The following is a 15,853-nucleotide window of genomic DNA, read 5'->3' as shown; positions in this document are numbered from 1 at the left end:
ATGGCCGGCTACCTCCTGAAAAACTGCGCAGCCGTCGTCGTCAACGAGGGCAACAGACCAAGCGTGCGCCGGAATGTGGACGTGCTGACCAATGGTCCGGCGATCCAAGCAATTGGCGCGAACCTGCCTGCCGAAACGCTGCCTGCCGGCACGATCGTGCAGGACGCGACCGGCTGGTTCGTCTATCCGGGCCTCGTCAACACGCATCACCATTTCTTCCAATGCTTCGTGCGCAACCGGGCCGATCTCGACTGGACGAAGCTGTCGGTCATCGAATGGCTGGACCGCATCTACCCGATCTTCTCGCGGCTGACAGAGGATTGCTTCTACCATTCCTCCGTCACGGCCATGGCCGAGATGATCAAGCATGGCTGCACAACGGCCTTCGACCATCAATACTGCTTCCCCCGACACGCGGGAAAGCGTCTGATCGATCGCCAGTTCGAAGCAGCCGAGCTTCTCGGCATGCGTTTCCATGCGGGGCGCGGCGGCAACACGCTGCCGAAATCCGAGGGCTCGACGATCCCCGACGCCATGCTGGAAACCACCGACGAATTCATTGCCGATTGCGCCCGGCTAATCGACAGCTACCACGATGCCGGCTCCTTCAGCATGCGGCAGGTGGTCGTCGCTCCCTGCCAGCCGGTCAATTGCTATCKGGAGACTTTCGTTGAATCCGTGGCACTTGCCCGTGACCGTGGGGTGTTTTTGCACACGCATGTCGGCGAAGGCGAAAGCCCTGTCATCGAGGCACGGCACGGCATGCGCACCGTCGATTACTGCACCGAACTCGGTTTTGCCGGCCCCGACACATTCTACGCCCATTGCTGGGAACTGACTCATGACGAACTGCGCAAAATGGCGGCAAGCGGCACTGGCGTCTCACATTGCCCAGAACCGGTGTATCTCGTCGGTGCCGAGGTAACGGACATTCCGGCGATGTCAGCCTTTGGTCTGCGCGTCGGGCTTGGCTGCGATGGGGCTGCCTCGAACGACAATTCAAACCTCATGCACTGCATTCATTCCGCCTACATGCTGCAATGCCTGACGGCATCGACGCGCGCTCATCCCGTTCCGCCGCCGGTCGACTTCCTGAGCTACGCAACAACGGGCGGCGCAAGCCTGCTCGGACGCAGCGATATCGGCCGTTTGGCGCCGGGCATGGCCGCCGATCTCTTCGCGATCGATACACGGCGGATGGATTATGTCGGCACGCGCCATGATCCACTGAGCCTGATCGCCAAGGTCGGGATCGGCATGCCGACTGACCTCACCATGATCAATGGACGCATCGTCTGGCAGGCTGGCGAATTTACCGGCCTCGACGAATTCAAGCTTTTTGCGGACGCCGAAGCAGCGCTCGCGACCGTAGAATTCTGAAAAACCAAAAGAGGGAACTGACATGTCCAACAATCTGACCCGCAGAACGCTCATGAAGAGCGCAGCCGCCGCCGGCCTCGCAACGGCCTTTGCAGGCCGAACTGCATTTGCTGCCGACGAACCGCTCGGCATCGCCCTTGTCGTTCCCTCGCCGATCGGCGATGTCGGCTGGGGTCATGCGCTTGCCGCCGGCATCGATCCGATCAAGGCCGCCTACGGCGACAAGGTCAAGGTCACGATCATTGAGAACATCGCCGAAGGCCCCGATGCCGATCGCATCATGAACAAGACGGTCGCCGACGGAAACCATTTCCTGATCGCCGGCTCCTTCGGCTATCAGAATGGCGCCCTGCAGATTGCCCGCCGTAATCCCAAGGTCACTGTCCTGCATGCGTCCGGTTTCCAGGTCGCACCGAATTTCTCGCCCTTCGCCGCCAAATATTTCCAGGGAACATACTTGCTCGGCATGGCGGCAGCGGCTGTTTCCAAGACCGGCAAGCTCGGCTCGGTTTCGGCCTTCGCCATTCCCGAACTGATCACCTCCATCAATGCCTTCACGCTCGGCGCACAGTCCGTCAAGCCTGACATCGAAGTCTCTGTCGTCTGGGTCAATTCCTGGTTCGATCCGGCCAAGGAGCAGGAAGCCGCAAAGGCGTTGATTGCGCAGGGCTGCGACGTAATCTTCTCGAATGCACAGGATACGCCCTCGGTGATCTCTGCCTGCGAGGATGCCGGCGTCTATGCCTTCAACCTCAACTCCTCAATGAAGAAATATGCCGAGAAGACCTATCTCGGCTGCGTTTCCACCGATTGGTCACCTTTCTTCAAGGCCTCGGTCGACGCGCATCTCGCCGGCACCTTCAAGGGCGCCAATACCTTCCTCGGTGTCGCCGACAAGGTCGTCGAAGTGGTCGACTGGAACCCGGCTATCCCGGCCGATACGATGACGAAAATCAAGGAGATCGAGGCCAAGATCGCCGACGGCAGCTTCTCGCCCTTCAGCGGCCCGATCACCAAGGCTGACGGCAGCGAAGGAGCTGCTTCGGGAGCCACGATGACGGACGCTCAGATCGTCGCGATGGACTGGCACGTCAAGGGTGTCAAGACGCCGCTGCCGAAGTAAGCCATGGCAAGCCCGCTCCTGTCGCTGCGCGGCATTTCCAAGAGCTACGGCCAGGTCCATGCTAACGAGCAGATCKACCTCGACGTCGCTCCCCACTCGATCCATGCCATTCTCGGAGAAAACGGGGCTGGTAAATCGACCCTGATGAAGCTGATCTACGGCGTCGAGCAGCCGGACAGCGGAACCATCGCCTGGAACGGGCAACCTCTCAGCCTTGCCTCTCCCGCAGAGGCAAGGCGCGCCGGCATCGGCATGGTCTTTCAGCATTTCTCGCTGTTCGAAAGCCTGACGGTCGTCGAGAATATCAGGCTCATCGTGGCCGGCAAGAAGGCCGAGTTGGCGGAGCGCATCAGCAAGCTGGGGCACGAGTTCGGCCTCGAAGTCGATCCGCTTGTCCATGTGCATTCGCTTTCCGTCGGCGAGCGGCAGCGGGTGGAAATCATCCGCTGCCTGATGACCAATCCGAAACTGTTGATCCTCGACGAGCCGACATCGGTCCTCCCGCCGCAGGCCGTGGAGAAGCTGTTCGAGACCTTGCGCCGGCTGCGAGACGGCGGCGTTTCCATCCTCTTCATCTCCCACAAGCTGGAAGAGATCCAGTCGCTTTGCGACCGCGCGACGATCCTGCGCGGCGGACGCGTGACCGGCCACGTTGATCCGCGCGAGCATGACGCCCATGACCTTGCCCGCATGATGATCGGCCGCGAGATGCCGGAATCCACGCCGGCATTGCCCTTGACCGAAGGCGAGAAGCGGCTGGAGCTCATCGGCCTCGACTACCGGGCGAATGATCCTTTCGCGGTACCGCTCTCCAATGTCAGCCTAACGGTGCGCGTCGGTGAGATCCTCGGCATTGCCGGGATTTCGGGAAACGGCCAAAGTGAACTCGCCGCACTGATTTCGGGCGAGACCACCCTGCCGCGAGAACGACGCGACCAGATCTTCATGATGGGCAAGGACGTCGGTATGCTGGACGCGGCCGCACGCCGGAAACTGGGCTTCGCCTTCGTTCCGGAAGATCGGCTTGGGCGCGGCGCAGTTCCTGAAATGTCGCTCACTCTCAACAGCCTGCTCACTGCCCATCCCCTGCATCTCGTCAAACGCGGCCTGCTCGACAAGGCGCAGGCGACCGCCTTCACTAATAAGTGCATCCGGGACTACGACGTGCGCACACGCGGCCCCGAGGCCGAAGCCGGCTCCCTCTCCGGCGGCAATTTGCAGAAGTTCATCGTCGGGCGCGAAATCATGCTGGCACCGAAACTGCTCTTCCTTGCCCAGCCCACGTGGGGCGTCGATATCGGCGCAGCCTCGGCAATCCGCAAGCGGCTGATCACGCTGCGCAACGAAGGCATGGCGATCCTCGTCATTTCCGAGGAACTCGAGGAATTGTTCGAACTCACTGATTTCATACAGGTTTTGCACCACGGCAGGCTGAGCCCGCCGCTCGTCACGCGCGACACCAAACCCGAGGAGATCGGCCGATACATGATCGGAGCACAGTTACCGCGCGAGAAGGTCACCGCATGAGCAGAGCCTCTTTCGCTGCCTTGCCCATACTGGTGCGCCGTGAGCGCGCCTCACTTGCCGCCACCCTGCTCGCCCCGCCGATCGCGCTGATCGTTACAATCATCCTCAATCTCGGCCTCTATGTCGTCATGGGGCGCGATCCGGCTGCAGTCATCTATGCGATGCTGATCGAGCCGTTCTTCTCTTGGGCGTCCTTCTCCGAGGTGCTGCTAAAGGCCGGACCGTTGCTGCTCATCGCGCAGGGACTTGCGATCGGCTTTCGCGCCAAGGTCTTCAATATCGGTGCTGAAGGGCAATTCGTACTTGGAGCGATCTTTGCCTCTGCCATTCCGATTTGGTGGCCTGAGGCCGCCGGACAGTGGATCTGGCCGGCAATGCTGCTGCTCGGCACCATCGGCGGCGCGGTTTGGGCATCCCTCACTGCCTTCTGGCGCGTCCGGCTCAATGCCAATGAAATCCTCGTCTCGCTGATGCTGAGCTTCGTTGCCGCACAGCTTCTCAACTATTTGTTGCTTGGCCCCTGGAAAGATCCGAACGGCTTCAATTTCCCGCAGTCGGTCATGTTCCAGTACGATGCCATGGTGCCGATCCTGATTGAGGGAACGCGCGTTAATGTCTCGCTMATCGTCGCCGTTCTGTTGTCAATGGCGGCATGGATCTTCATGCAGAAGAGCTTCATCGGCTATAAGTTACAGGTCGGCGGATTAGCCCCGCGTGCGGCAAGCTATGCCGGCTTCAAAGAGGGCTGGGCGATCTGGCTTTCGCTGCTGATCGGTGGCGCGGCCGCGGGTCTTGCGGGTGCAGCCGAAGTCGCCGGCCCGCTCGGCCAGTTGCAGCGCTCGATCTCGACCGGTTACGGCTATGCGGCGATCATCGTCGCCTATCTTGGCGGATTGCATCCGATCGGGATCGTCATATCCTCGGTCGTCATGGCGGCGCTCTATATTGGCGGAGACAACGCCATGGTCTCCGCCAACCTGCCGATTGCTGCCGTGCGCGTCTTCCAGGGTAGCTTGCTTCTGATCTACCTCATCGCCATCGCCTTTGTGCGTTACCGCCTCGCATGGCGACCGGACGCAATCAGGAGCCCGACATGAACGCCATCGAGTTCATTCTGGCCGGCATGCTAGCGGCCGCGACGCCCTTTCTGCTGGCGGCGCTCGGCGAATTGGTGGTCGAACGCGCCGGCGTGCTTAATCTCGGCGTCGAGGGCTTGATGGCATTCGGCGCCGTCATCGCCTTCATCATCGTCTATCACGGTGGCGGCCACATTCTGGCGTTTCTCGCGGCCGGGCTCGGCGGCATCCTGCTCTCGCTCGTCTTTGCCGGCATCATCCTTGGCTTCAACGCAAACCAGGTCGCGACGGGGCTTGCGATCGGCATTCTCGGCCAGGGCCTGTCGGCACTGTTCGGCAAGAGCTATGAAAGCCTGACGGTCAAGGCATTGCCAAAGATCACCATTCCCGGGCTTTCGGACATTCCCGTCATCGGCGGCTTCTTCACCCAGGATATCGTCGTATGGCTTTCGCTTTTGGTGACACTCGCGATCTGGGCGACGTTTGCCTATGGCAAGGTGGGCCTCGTCATTCGCGCCGTCGGCGAAAATCCGAAAGCCGCCCACGCCATTGGTTATCCGGTTATCGCCGTGCGTTTCGCCGCCGTGGGATTCGGCGGCATGATGGCGGGCTTTGCCGGCGCCTATGCATCGACGATCTATACGCCGCTCTGGGCGGATGGAATGATCGCCGGCCGCGGCTGGATCGCCATTGCGCTCGTCGTCTTCGGAACCTGGCTGACGGGCCGGATTTTCCTCGGCGCATGCCTCTTCGGTGCCGTATCGCTGATGGGGCTCGCCGCACAGGCAACCGGGCTCGACGTGCCTTCGCAGCTTTTGGCTTGCCTGCCCTATCTCGTGACGATCATCGTGCTCGGCATCATCTCGGCAGACCGCCGACTGCTGAAACTCAACGGCGTCGCCTCACTCGGCGAGCCGTTCGAGCGGTAACGAAACAGCGGCCGGGCCCAACAGCGCGGGCCGCTGAGTGCGATCAATCATGCCTGGTAAGGAAGGCCGAGACGACGTCGAGGCAAAGCTCCTTTTCCTCGACATGCGGCATGTGGCTGGAATTCTCGAAGAGCACCCATTCGCAGCCCTTGACCCGATCGACATAGGGTTTGACGACAAGCGGGGTCGCTTCATCATACTTGCCTGAAATCAACAAAGTTGGCATCTCGATGAGCGACAGCCGATCTTCGATCGTCCAATCCTTCATCGTGCCGATGACATGGAATTCGGTCGGACCGTTCATGTTGCGATAGACGGTATTGTCTTCGTCCATGGTTGCGAAGGTGCGCGCGACCTCAGGCGGCCAGGGCACGACGCGGCAGACATGCCGGTCGTAGAAAACACGCGAGGCTGCGACATAGTCCGGATCGGCGATGGTGCCAGCTTCCTCATGCTTCAGCAGCGTATCCTGCACTTCCTGCGGCAGTTCCTCGCGCAGACGGTTTGCCTCCGCCACCCAAGTATGCATGTTGGCGGGCGAATTGGCGATGACGAGCGCCTTCAGGCCCTTCGGCTGGCGCACGGCATGTTCTGCGCCGAGCATGCCACCCCAGGACTGACCGAGAAAGGCATAACGATCCTGAATTCCGAGATGCTTCAGCAGCGCATCGAGCTCTTCCAGGAAAAGCGCCGGCGTCCAGAAATCCGGCCCCTTCTCCGGCAGGCGTGTCGATTTGCCGTTGCCGAGCTGGTCGTAGTGAATGACGGCGCGGCCATCGAGCTCGGCGATGTCCTTGAAGGAATCCACATAATCATGCGTGCAGCCGGGGCCGCCATGGGCAACGACAAGCGGCAATTTGCCGGAATCGAGCGAACCAGTGATGCGATACCATGTGCGGTATTCGCGAAATGGCAGATAGGCTTCCTTCGTCGGAACTGCGGCCACAAGTCTCTCCATCCTGAGGGCAATGATGGAGAAGCATAGCGTCGCCGAAAAGGCGAAGGCAGCTATCAGAAGTTATAGGATGGGCGATCTTCCAGCAGGCGGTAATGCGTAGCGCGCACTACAGCCTGCGTGCGGTTGCGGGCGCCGAGTTTCTTGGCCGCCGCATTGAGATGCATGACGACGGTCGGCACCGACCGATCGATGATGCGCGAGATCTCCTTGGCCGAGAGACCTTCCGCGGAATAGCGCAGGCATTCGCGCTCCCGCTCCGTCAACCGGATCTTGCCGACGCTCAGCGCCTTGGCATCGAAAAGCGAATAGGCGGCCTCATGGAAGACATGGGCGAGAAGATTGAAATCGGCGATGTTGCGCAGCGCCTGATGCTCGAAATCACTGTTGGCGCCAAAGCGGATGCCGGTCACCGTCGCATAGTCCCCGCGGGGCATATGAACGGGCACGGTGACACCGGTCGACATGTCGCGTTCGCTGAGATAGCGCGTCACCGGCGCGGTGTCGTCGCTCATGAAACGATTGATGAGCGTGTCGGCATCCCGGTCGTAGTTCCAGAAGAAAGGCGCTGAGGTGCGCAACGCGACCTGCTGCACGGGATCGATGCGAAAATAGCCGCGATCGAACCAGTATTCCCGCATATCCTCCGAAATATTCCGCAACTTCAAGAGTGAAGGGATCATGATCCCGCCGTCGAGGTCATAAGGCACTGGCGTGTAATCGTAGATCAGGGCCTCGAAGCCTATCTCTTTCATCGCCCCGAAAATCTGATCGATGCGGCCGTCAAGGGTCTCATGGGCTACGAATTGCCGTCTGATCGTTCCGATTTCATCAAGCATGGCAGGCTCCGGTCGGGTTGGTTCCATACCCTATCACTTCTTATAGCTGGCGAAGACTATGGTTTAAGGTAAAAATTTAGCCATGCCMAATTATTGAGCAAGCGAAATCTTCTGCCGGAGCGGTCAATGTGGCGTGAAATCGAGCCCGAAGCGCGACATGAAATCGAGGTCGATGGCTATAAGGTGGTGGCTTACAGCTTCGGCAGCGGCAGCGAGACCATCTTCTGCCTGAACGGCGGCCCCGGCCTTCCCTGTGATTATTTGCGCGAGGCCCATTCCTGCCTCATCGACAAGGGCTACCGCGTCGTCGCCTTCGATCAGCTCGGCACCGGCGCCTCGGACCGGCCGACCGACGCGTCCCTCTGGACSATCGKCCGTTATGTCGAGGAAACCGAGACAGTGCGCAAGGCGCTCGGCCTCGGCAAAGTGCATATGCTCGGCCACTCCTGGGGCGGCTGGCTGGCGATCGACTATGCACTGACCTATCCGGAAAACCTGCAGACGCTGATCCTGGAAGACACAGTCGCCGACATGCCGCACCTGATTTCCGAACTGGAACGGCTGCGCGCCGCCCTCGGGCCTGAGACGGTGGCGATGATGCAGAAACACGAAGCGCAAGGCACTTACAATCATCCGGAATATCAGGCGGCGGTGACGATCCTCAATTATCGCCATGTCTGCCGCCTGCCGKAATGGCCGGCACCAGTGCGCCGCTCGCTCGACGACTGGAACATGGGTCCCTATGAGACCATGCAGGGGCCGAACGAATTCCTCTATATCGGCAATCTGAAGGACTGGAACCGCATCCCCGATCTGCCTGATGTGACGACGCCGGTGCTGATTACCGCGGGCGAACATGACGAACTGACGCCGGCCTGCGCGCTGCGCATGAAGCTGGCCCTGCCGAATGCCGAACTCAGGGTCTTCGCCAACGCCAGCCACATGCCGTTTTACGAAAATCCGCATGATTATTATCCCGCGCTGGTCGATTTCCTATCGCGGCACAGGGCAAGCTGATGCAGGGTAAGGTGATCGGAACCCGACGAAGACAAGGGGGCGAGCGCCGCCATGCATCGTTATAAGTTCATATTGACCCGGCCGGTCCAGTTTCTGCCTGTCATTTTTGGCATCAGCGTCATCACCTTCATCCTGGTGCGATTGATCCCCGGCGATCCCGCCCGCAACATTCTCGGCACACGCGCCACGCCGACGGCCCTTGCCAATATCCGCGCCCAATACGGCCTCGATCAGCCCATGTGGCTGCAATACTTTTATTTTCTCAAGAACCTCGCGAATGGCGAAATGGGCAAGTCGATCCTATACAAGATCGACGTATTTCCGCTGATCGCCACGCGCATCGAGCCGACGATCGCGCTGGTGCTGACAAGCGTCATCATGTCGATCCTGATCGCCGTACCGATGTCGGCGATTGCCGCTCGCAATGCTGGCCGGGCGCCTGATCATGCAGTACGGGTCATCTCCACATTCGGGATCGGCTTTCCGCCTTTCTGGCTCGGCCTGATGCTGATCATACTTTTCAGCGTCGAACTCGGCGTCCTGCCGGTCTCCGGCTACGGCACGACACTGGGTGACAAGCTCTCCCATCTCATCTTGCCGGCGTTGACGGTTGCATTGTCGCTCTCGACCGTGCTGACCCGAAGCCTGCGCGCCGCCATGATCGAGTCCCTGAAATCGGATGTAGCGACGGCCGCACGCGCCCGCGGCATGCCTGAGAGTATCGTCTTCTGGCGCCACGTCCTGCCGAATTCGCTGGTGCCGACAATCAATCTTCTCGCCGTCAATATCGGTTGGCTGATCGGCGGAACCGTCGTCGTGGAAAGCGTGTTTGCCCTGCCTGGCATGGGACAATTGCTGGTGCGCGCCATTTTCTCGCGCGATTATATGGTCGTTCAGGGCGTGGCGATGACATTTGCCTGCGCCACCGTGCTCGTCAATTTCATCGCCGATATCGTCACCGTCGCCGTCGACCCGAGGGTGAAGCTATGAGCGTCGAGACCCTAGCTCCCTCCCCGGTCGCATGGCGCCGCTTCCTCAGCCGGCGGCTGACGCTCGTCATCGGCGCCGGCATCCTGCTGTTCTTTCTGCTTCTGGCAATCGCAGCGCCCGTAATCGCACCCTATGATCCGATCCTGCAGAATGCCGATGTGCGGCTACAGGGACCGTCGCCTTACCATCTCTTCGGCACGGATAATTTCGGCCGCGATATCCTTTCGCGCGTCGTATGGGGCGCACGCATCGATCTGCAGATCGCCGTCATCGGCGTCATMTTCCCGTTCCTGATCGGCACGACGGTCGGCACCATCGCCGGTTTCTTTGGCGGTATCGTCGATGCGGTTTTCATGCGGCTCGTCGATATCATCCTCGCCTTTCCGTTCCTCGTCCTGATGTTGTCGATCATCGCCATCCTCGGGCCGGGCCTCAGCAGTTTCTACATCGCCATCGCGCTGGTCGGCTGGGTCTCTTATGCGCGCCTCATCCGCGCGCAGATGCTGGTTCTGAAAAGCAGCGACTACGCAGTCGCAGCCGTTAGCCTCGGCTTCAGCCGCTTCCGGATCATGTTCCGTCATCTCCTCCCAAATGCGATTGCCGGCTCCATCGTCTTTTCCATGTCGGATGCGACGCTGGTGCTGCTCAGCGGCGCAGCAGTCAGCTATCTCGGCCTCGGCGTGCAGCCGCCACTCGCCGAATGGGGCGTCATGGTCGCGGAGGGCCAGAGCTTCATCACCACTGCCTGGTGGATCACACTTTTCCCGGGCCTTTCGATCGTCTGCCTCGCCTTCGGTTTCAGCATGCTGGGTGATGCGCTCGGCGAACTTCTCGGAGTTCACGAATGAGCGCGTCAGTGCTTTCCGTCCGCGACCTGACGGTTAAAGTCCATCTCGATGGCGGCGCTCGAACGCTGATCGATAACGTTTCCCTGGATCTCGCCAAAGGAGAAATTCTCGGCCTCGTCGGCGAAAGCGGCTCGGGCAAGAGCCTGCTCTGCCGCTCGCTCGTCCGGCTCCTGCCCTCCTCGCTGATCAAGATCGAGGGCGGCACCGTGCTGCTCGAGGGGCGCGACCTGACGACGGCAAGCGATGCCGAGATGCTGGAAGTTCGCGGTGGCGAGATCGGCATGATCTTCCAGAACCCCACGAGCCATCTCGACCCGGTTATGCGCATAGGCGACCAGATTTCCGAGGGCATCCGCTACCACCAGGGGCTCGGCGCGAGGGAGGCGCGGACAGCGGCGATCGAAATCCTGACACAGGTGGGTTTTCCCGATCCCGTGCGCCAATATGACAGCTACCCGCACGAGTTTTCCGGCGGCATGCGCCAGCGCGCAATGATTGGCGTTGCACTCTCCTGCGACCCGAAGATCCTGATCGCCGACGAGCCGACGACGGCGCTCGATGTGACCATCCAGGCGCAGATCCTGAAGCTGCTACTGGAGATCCGCGACAAACGCGGCCTGTCGATCATTCTTATCACCCACGATCTCGGCATCGTCGCCCAGACCTGCGACCGCATCGCCGTCATGCGCAGTGGCAAGCTGCTCGAACAGGGGTCAAAACGGGCGGTCCTGTCCCGGCCGCAGGATCCCTATACGATCAACTTGATCAACAGCCATCCTTCCATGCCGGACGAGGCGCCGACACCTGTGCTGGAGGTCGCGTCCTCAGGTGCCTCGACGAAGCCGCTCCTCGAAATCGACGACCTGCATGTGMGCTTCAAGGTCGGCGGCAGCCTGTTCAAGGGCAGTGCGAAAAAAACGGTGAGCGCGGTTTCAGGCGTCAGCCTGCAGATCATGCCCGGCGAAACCATCGGTATTGTCGGCGAATCCGGCAGTGGCAAGAGCACACTTGCGCGCGCCGTGTTGGGCCTGACCCCGATTTCCTCTGGCCATGTGTCGTTCGACGGTATCGATCTGGCGCAGCATCGGTCCTCCGGTCTCGCCAAGCTGCGGCGCGAGACGGCCATGGTCTTTCAGGATCCGTACAACGCCCTCAATCCACGGCTCACCATCGGTCAGATGCTCGCCGAAGTGCTGAAGGTGCAGGGCAAGGTACCAGCCTCGGCCATTCCGGCTCGGATCGGCGAACTGCTTGATCTCGTCGGGCTGGAGCGGGAATTCGCTAGTCGCAAGCCCCGCAGCATGAGCGGCGGCCAATGTCAGCGTGCCGGCATCGCCCGGGCGCTCGCCGTCGATCCGAAGCTCGTCATTGCAGACGAATGCGTCGCAGCCCTCGACGTGACGATCCAGGCGCAGATCATCGCGCTCTTTCGCGAACTGACCGCGAAGATGAACCTGACGCTGATGTTCATCGCCCATGATCTGGCCATCGTGCGCAATCTCTGCGAACGCGTCGTCGTCATGTATCGCGGCGAGATCGTCGAGGAAGGCCGCTCGGAAGAAGTTTTCGCGCGGCCGAAGCATCCCTATACCGCGGCGCTGATCGCCGCCATTCCCGACATCGATCCGGACAAGCCGCTTCTGAGCAGCGCCAGTTTGGAAGACGAGCTGCAATCGATGCCGACCCTACCCGTCAAACGCATGCCATAACAACGAAGGGAACGAACGCATGATCACCAGATGGAAATCAATCGGACTTGCAGCGCTTCTTGCCGGGCTGACGCTCAGCGCAAGTTATGCCGAAGCCGCCGGCGTGCTGACCATTGGCCGACGCGAGGATTCGACGACATTCGATCCGATCAAGACGGCACAGAACATCGACAACTGGGTGTTTTCGAACGTCTATGACGTGCTGATCCGCGTCGACAAGACCGGCACCAAGCTCGAGCCCGGCCTCGCGGAAAGCTGGACCGTGTCGGACGACGGCCTGACCTATGTCTTCAAGATCCGCGACGCAAAATTCTCCGACGGTTCACCGCTGACGGCAGAAGATGCCGCCTTCAGCCTGCTGCGCATCCGTGATGACCAAGGCTCGCTCTGGAGCGATTCCTACAAGGTGATCGATACCGCCGTCGCCACCGATCCACACACGCTGACGATCAAGCTCAAGAACCCTTCGGCGCCTTTTCTGTCGACGCTGGCGCTGCCGAATGCCTCTGTCATTTCCAAGGCCGGCATCGAATCCATGGGCGCGGAAGCCTATGGCGAAAAGCCGATCGGATCCGGCGCCTTCGTGGTCGACGAATGGCGTCGCGGCGACCGCGTTATCCTGAAAAAGAACCCGAATTTCTGGCAGGCGGACCGCGTGAAGCTCGACGGCGTCGAATGGATCTCGGTGCCCGACGATAATACCCGCATGCTGAACGTGCAGGCGGGCCAGCTCGATGCAGCCATCTTCGTTCCCTTCTCGCGCGTCGAGGAACTCAAGAAGGATGCAGGCCTCAACGTGCTGATCGACCCCTCGACGCGCGAAGATCACCTGCTGATCAACCATGCGCATGGCGATCTCGGCAAGAAGGAAGTGCGTCAGGCACTCGATCTCGCAATCGACAAGAAGGCGATCGTCGATGCCGTCACCTTCGGCCAGGGCACGGTCGCCAATTCCTACATTCCGAAGGGCGCGCTTTATTACTACGCCGACAACCTGCAGCGCCCCTATGATCCGGAAAAGGCCAAGAAGCTGCTGGCCGATGCCGGTGTCTCCAACCTGACGTTGAACTACCTGATCCGCGCCGGCGACGAGGTGGATGAACAGACAGCCGTGCTGTTGCAGCAGCAACTCGCCAAGGCCGGCATCACCGCCAACCTGCAGAAGGTCGACCCCAGTCAGGAATGGGACATGACGGTTGCCGGCGACTATGACATCTCGGTCAACTATTGGACCAACGACATTCTCGACCCGGACCAGAAGACGACTTTCGTGCTCGGCCACGATTCCAACAACAACTACTTGACCAACTATAAGAATGAAGCGGTGAAGGAGCTGGTCGCCAAGGCCCGCCTGGAACTCGATCCGAAAAAGCGCGAGCAGATGTATATTGATCTGCAGAAGACGGCGAAGGACGACGTCAACTGGATCGATCTCTACTACAGCCCCTATATCAACGTTGCCCGCAAGAACATCGACAACTTCTACCAGAATCCGCTTGGCCGCTTCTTCCTGGAAGATACTGTCAAGAACTGAGCCTCAACCTTCCTATCATGCTCCGTCGCCCTGAAAGCGGCGGAGCATTGTCCTGACGGGAAATCGGTGATGACGGCGATCTTCCGGTATGAATAGCGCCTGCATTAGACGGCGCCTTGGAGATCAACGATCGCCGGTACAATGGTTGTTCAAACAGAGCGCAAATTGTCACTCGAAGGCGCCCGACTACGCCGACGGAAAATCGCTGCTCGCCGCCAGCCGGCGATAGGCTTCGACGGCATAAAGCACTGACCGCGTCTGCGCGTCATGGCAGTCGACGAAGATCTGCTCGTAAACCGTCTCGTCGGTCGCTTCGGTGATGATCGTCACCGGCGCCTGATAGAGTGTGCCCACCTGTTTCAGCACAGGAATGCCGTAACGCACCTCGAAGGGAGCGTTCGGCATGTGCAGACGCACGCAATCGATCTGCTTTGCGTTGAATTCGACGAGGCTCTTGTCTTCAGCCAGGCGTTCGGCCACCTCATCAAGGATCGCCTCGCCGATCGCTTCCCAGCCGGGATGGGTGGACACGATCAGGAAGAAGCCTTTCGGAATGGTCCAGAGTTCGAAACCGCGCGGCAAGTAGCCTGACATTGGCCGCGTCCACTCATGCGAAGGATAGCCGTGCAGATTGAGATGCAGCTTGGCGGACGAGAGATCAAGAGCCCTCCCGCGTGCCTCGCGCTCGTACATCGGCGGAGGAACGGTGAAGGAGAGGTCGTCACCGAAGGCCGTGTAGCGGGCTGCGTGATGCATATGGAACGGGTTTTCGACGATCAACCGCTGATGCAGCTCATATCCATCGATATTCTCCACCGGCACGACGGCAAAATGCTGGTCGGGATCGGCGGCAAGCTGCTGTGCCGCGCGCAGTGCTCCGACCGGACCGCTGGTCTCATTGGCATGCTGGCCGGATGATATCAGCACGGCCGGACCCGGTCCCTTGCGATAGCGGCCGAGCACCTCTCGACCTTCGCGTGATAGCGCCTTGATCGGCTCGCCTTCGATCTTCGCCAGTTCGCGACGGATCTGGCCGATCTTCAGCGGCCGCGTTGCCGTGGCAATGTCGACATCCTCGCCAGTCGTTTCCTCGTGCTCGCCGAAGTCTTCGACGGTCATGATGATGCGCGGATTGCCGTCCGTACCACGGATATCGGGAACGACCTGGCCTGGCCTTGCGCCACCCCGGCCTGCCATAGCGCCCATCTCGGCATCCAGGCATTCCCGCAGGCTGAAGAACAGGTCTTCATGCATGGCTTCGCGCAGGCTGATGCTCTCGCTGCAGAAATCGAGGTCGAGATCCCTGGCCGGCAAATCGACCGTGATGCGCAGCCGGTCGAAATAGGGCTGCTTGCGCTCCCATGTCTGCTGCTTGACGGCATCGACAGCGGCCAGGAATATCGCTTCGAAGTCGGTCTTGAGCCGTTCGCCATTGGCCCAGCCGCAGCATCGCAGAACCGGCTTGCCGACATGGTCATTCTCAACCACGTTTGGTGCAAAGACCGTATAGGTCTCCGTCTCTCCTGCTTTCGTCGTCAGCTTGATATCGTAGGTGAGATCGCGCCTGTTGGCGTGAAAAGCGACTTCTGCATCACCGACAAGTGCCGCCAGCGGATAGGATTCGATCAGGAAGCGTTGCGGGTCCGCGGCCGGATGAACTGGATAACCGATCTCCACCTTGGCAAGGGAAGCGATATGCAGCTCCTCAAGGAAGAAATAGACCAGCGGCTTGTAGGAACTGCGGATCCGCGCCGCGATACCCGCGGCGGCAAGTTTTTCTTCCACTGCCCGCCGCGAGGGCTCGTCATCGAAGACCCATGCTTCGACGGGCTTGCCCGGCGGGTTGGCAATCAGGCCGGAAACCAGCACGTCGAGCGTGCGCGGAATCTCGAGATTGAGGATGGTGCTCATTTTTCCCTCGTCGGA

General features: G+C 60.4%; 13 protein-coding genes. 10 read left to right on the top strand and 3 right to left on the bottom strand.

Features of this window, described 5'->3' with window-relative positions:
- Genes AC1DNW_RS27405 through AC1DNW_RS27385 form a run of 5 tightly spaced genes read left to right on the top strand, consistent with a single transcriptional unit; the run spans position 1 to position 6,035 of the window.
- Complete coding sequence (locus AC1DNW_RS27405) at positions 1-1,380, top strand: amidohydrolase (RefSeq protein ID WP_477854961.1); 1,380 nt, start codon at positions 1-3, stop codon at positions 1,378-1,380.
- 22 nt (positions 1,381-1,402) lie between these two features.
- Complete coding sequence (locus tag AC1DNW_RS27400; RefSeq protein ID WP_113301753.1) at positions 1,403-2,503, top strand: BMP family ABC transporter substrate-binding protein; 1,101 nt, start codon at positions 1,403-1,405, stop codon at positions 2,501-2,503.
- A gap of 3 nt (positions 2,504-2,506) precedes the next feature.
- Complete coding sequence (locus tag AC1DNW_RS27395) at positions 2,507-4,030, top strand: ABC transporter ATP-binding protein (protein WP_477854960.1); 1,524 nt, start codon at positions 2,507-2,509, stop codon at positions 4,028-4,030.
- Positions 4,027-5,127, top strand: a complete 1,101-nt coding sequence (locus tag AC1DNW_RS27390; RefSeq protein WP_477854959.1) for an ABC transporter permease — start codon at positions 4,027-4,029, stop codon at positions 5,125-5,127. The genes AC1DNW_RS27395 and AC1DNW_RS27390 overlap by 4 nt, the downstream gene beginning before the upstream one ends.
- Entirely contained in the window at positions 5,124-6,035 is a 912-nt protein-coding gene (locus AC1DNW_RS27385) for an ABC transporter permease (RefSeq protein ID WP_477854958.1), read from the top strand. The genes AC1DNW_RS27390 and AC1DNW_RS27385 overlap by 4 nt, the downstream gene beginning before the upstream one ends.
- Before the next feature lie 43 nt (positions 6,036-6,078).
- Here AC1DNW_RS27385 and AC1DNW_RS27380 read toward each other — a convergent pair whose 3' ends face one another.
- Positions 6,079-6,993, bottom strand: a complete 915-nt coding sequence (locus tag AC1DNW_RS27380; RefSeq protein WP_162747295.1) for a proline iminopeptidase-family hydrolase — start codon at positions 6,991-6,993, stop codon at positions 6,079-6,081.
- Between the two features lie 53 nt (positions 6,994-7,046).
- Entirely contained in the window at positions 7,047-7,829 is a 783-nt protein-coding gene (locus AC1DNW_RS27375) for a LuxR family transcriptional regulator (protein ID WP_113301748.1), read from the bottom strand.
- 126 nt (positions 7,830-7,955) lie between these two features.
- Between AC1DNW_RS27375 and AC1DNW_RS27370 the strand changes: the two genes are divergently transcribed.
- Genes AC1DNW_RS27370 through AC1DNW_RS27350 form a run of 5 tightly spaced genes read left to right on the top strand, consistent with a single transcriptional unit; the run spans position 7,956 to position 13,927 of the window.
- On the top strand, positions 7,956-8,846 hold the full coding sequence (locus AC1DNW_RS27370; protein WP_477854957.1) for a proline iminopeptidase-family hydrolase: 891 nt from the start codon (positions 7,956-7,958) through the stop codon (positions 8,844-8,846).
- Positions 8,847-8,897: 51 nt separating this feature from the next.
- Positions 8,898-9,836 carry an ABC transporter permease gene (locus tag AC1DNW_RS27365; RefSeq protein ID WP_113301746.1) on the top strand — a complete coding sequence of 313 codons (939 nt, stop codon included), beginning with the start codon at positions 8,898-8,900 and terminating at the stop codon, positions 9,834-9,836.
- Complete coding sequence (locus AC1DNW_RS27360; protein WP_477854956.1) at positions 9,833-10,684, top strand: ABC transporter permease; 852 nt, start codon at positions 9,833-9,835, stop codon at positions 10,682-10,684. The genes AC1DNW_RS27365 and AC1DNW_RS27360 overlap by 4 nt, the downstream gene beginning before the upstream one ends.
- Positions 10,681-12,393 carry a dipeptide ABC transporter ATP-binding protein gene (locus AC1DNW_RS27355; protein WP_477854955.1) on the top strand — a complete coding sequence of 571 codons (1,713 nt, stop codon included), beginning with the start codon at positions 10,681-10,683 and terminating at the stop codon, positions 12,391-12,393. Before AC1DNW_RS27360 ends, AC1DNW_RS27355 begins: the two co-directional genes overlap by 4 nt.
- 19 nt (positions 12,394-12,412) lie before the next feature.
- Positions 12,413-13,927 (top strand): ABC transporter substrate-binding protein, encoded by a 1,515-nt coding sequence (locus tag AC1DNW_RS27350; protein ID WP_477854954.1) that lies wholly within the window; start codon positions 12,413-12,415, stop codon positions 13,925-13,927.
- 186 nt (positions 13,928-14,113) lie between these two features.
- On the opposite strand, the gene AC1DNW_RS27345 is transcribed toward AC1DNW_RS27350, so the two are convergent.
- Positions 14,114-15,838, bottom strand: coding sequence for a M14 family zinc carboxypeptidase (locus tag AC1DNW_RS27345; RefSeq protein ID WP_477854953.1), 1,725 nt, complete (start codon positions 15,836-15,838; stop codon positions 14,114-14,116).
- Between the last annotated feature and the right edge of the window lie 15 nt (positions 15,839-15,853).

This window comes from Rhizobium sp. 05L429, assembly GCF_056397645.1.
This window is presented reverse-complemented; position numbering and strand designations above follow the sequence as displayed.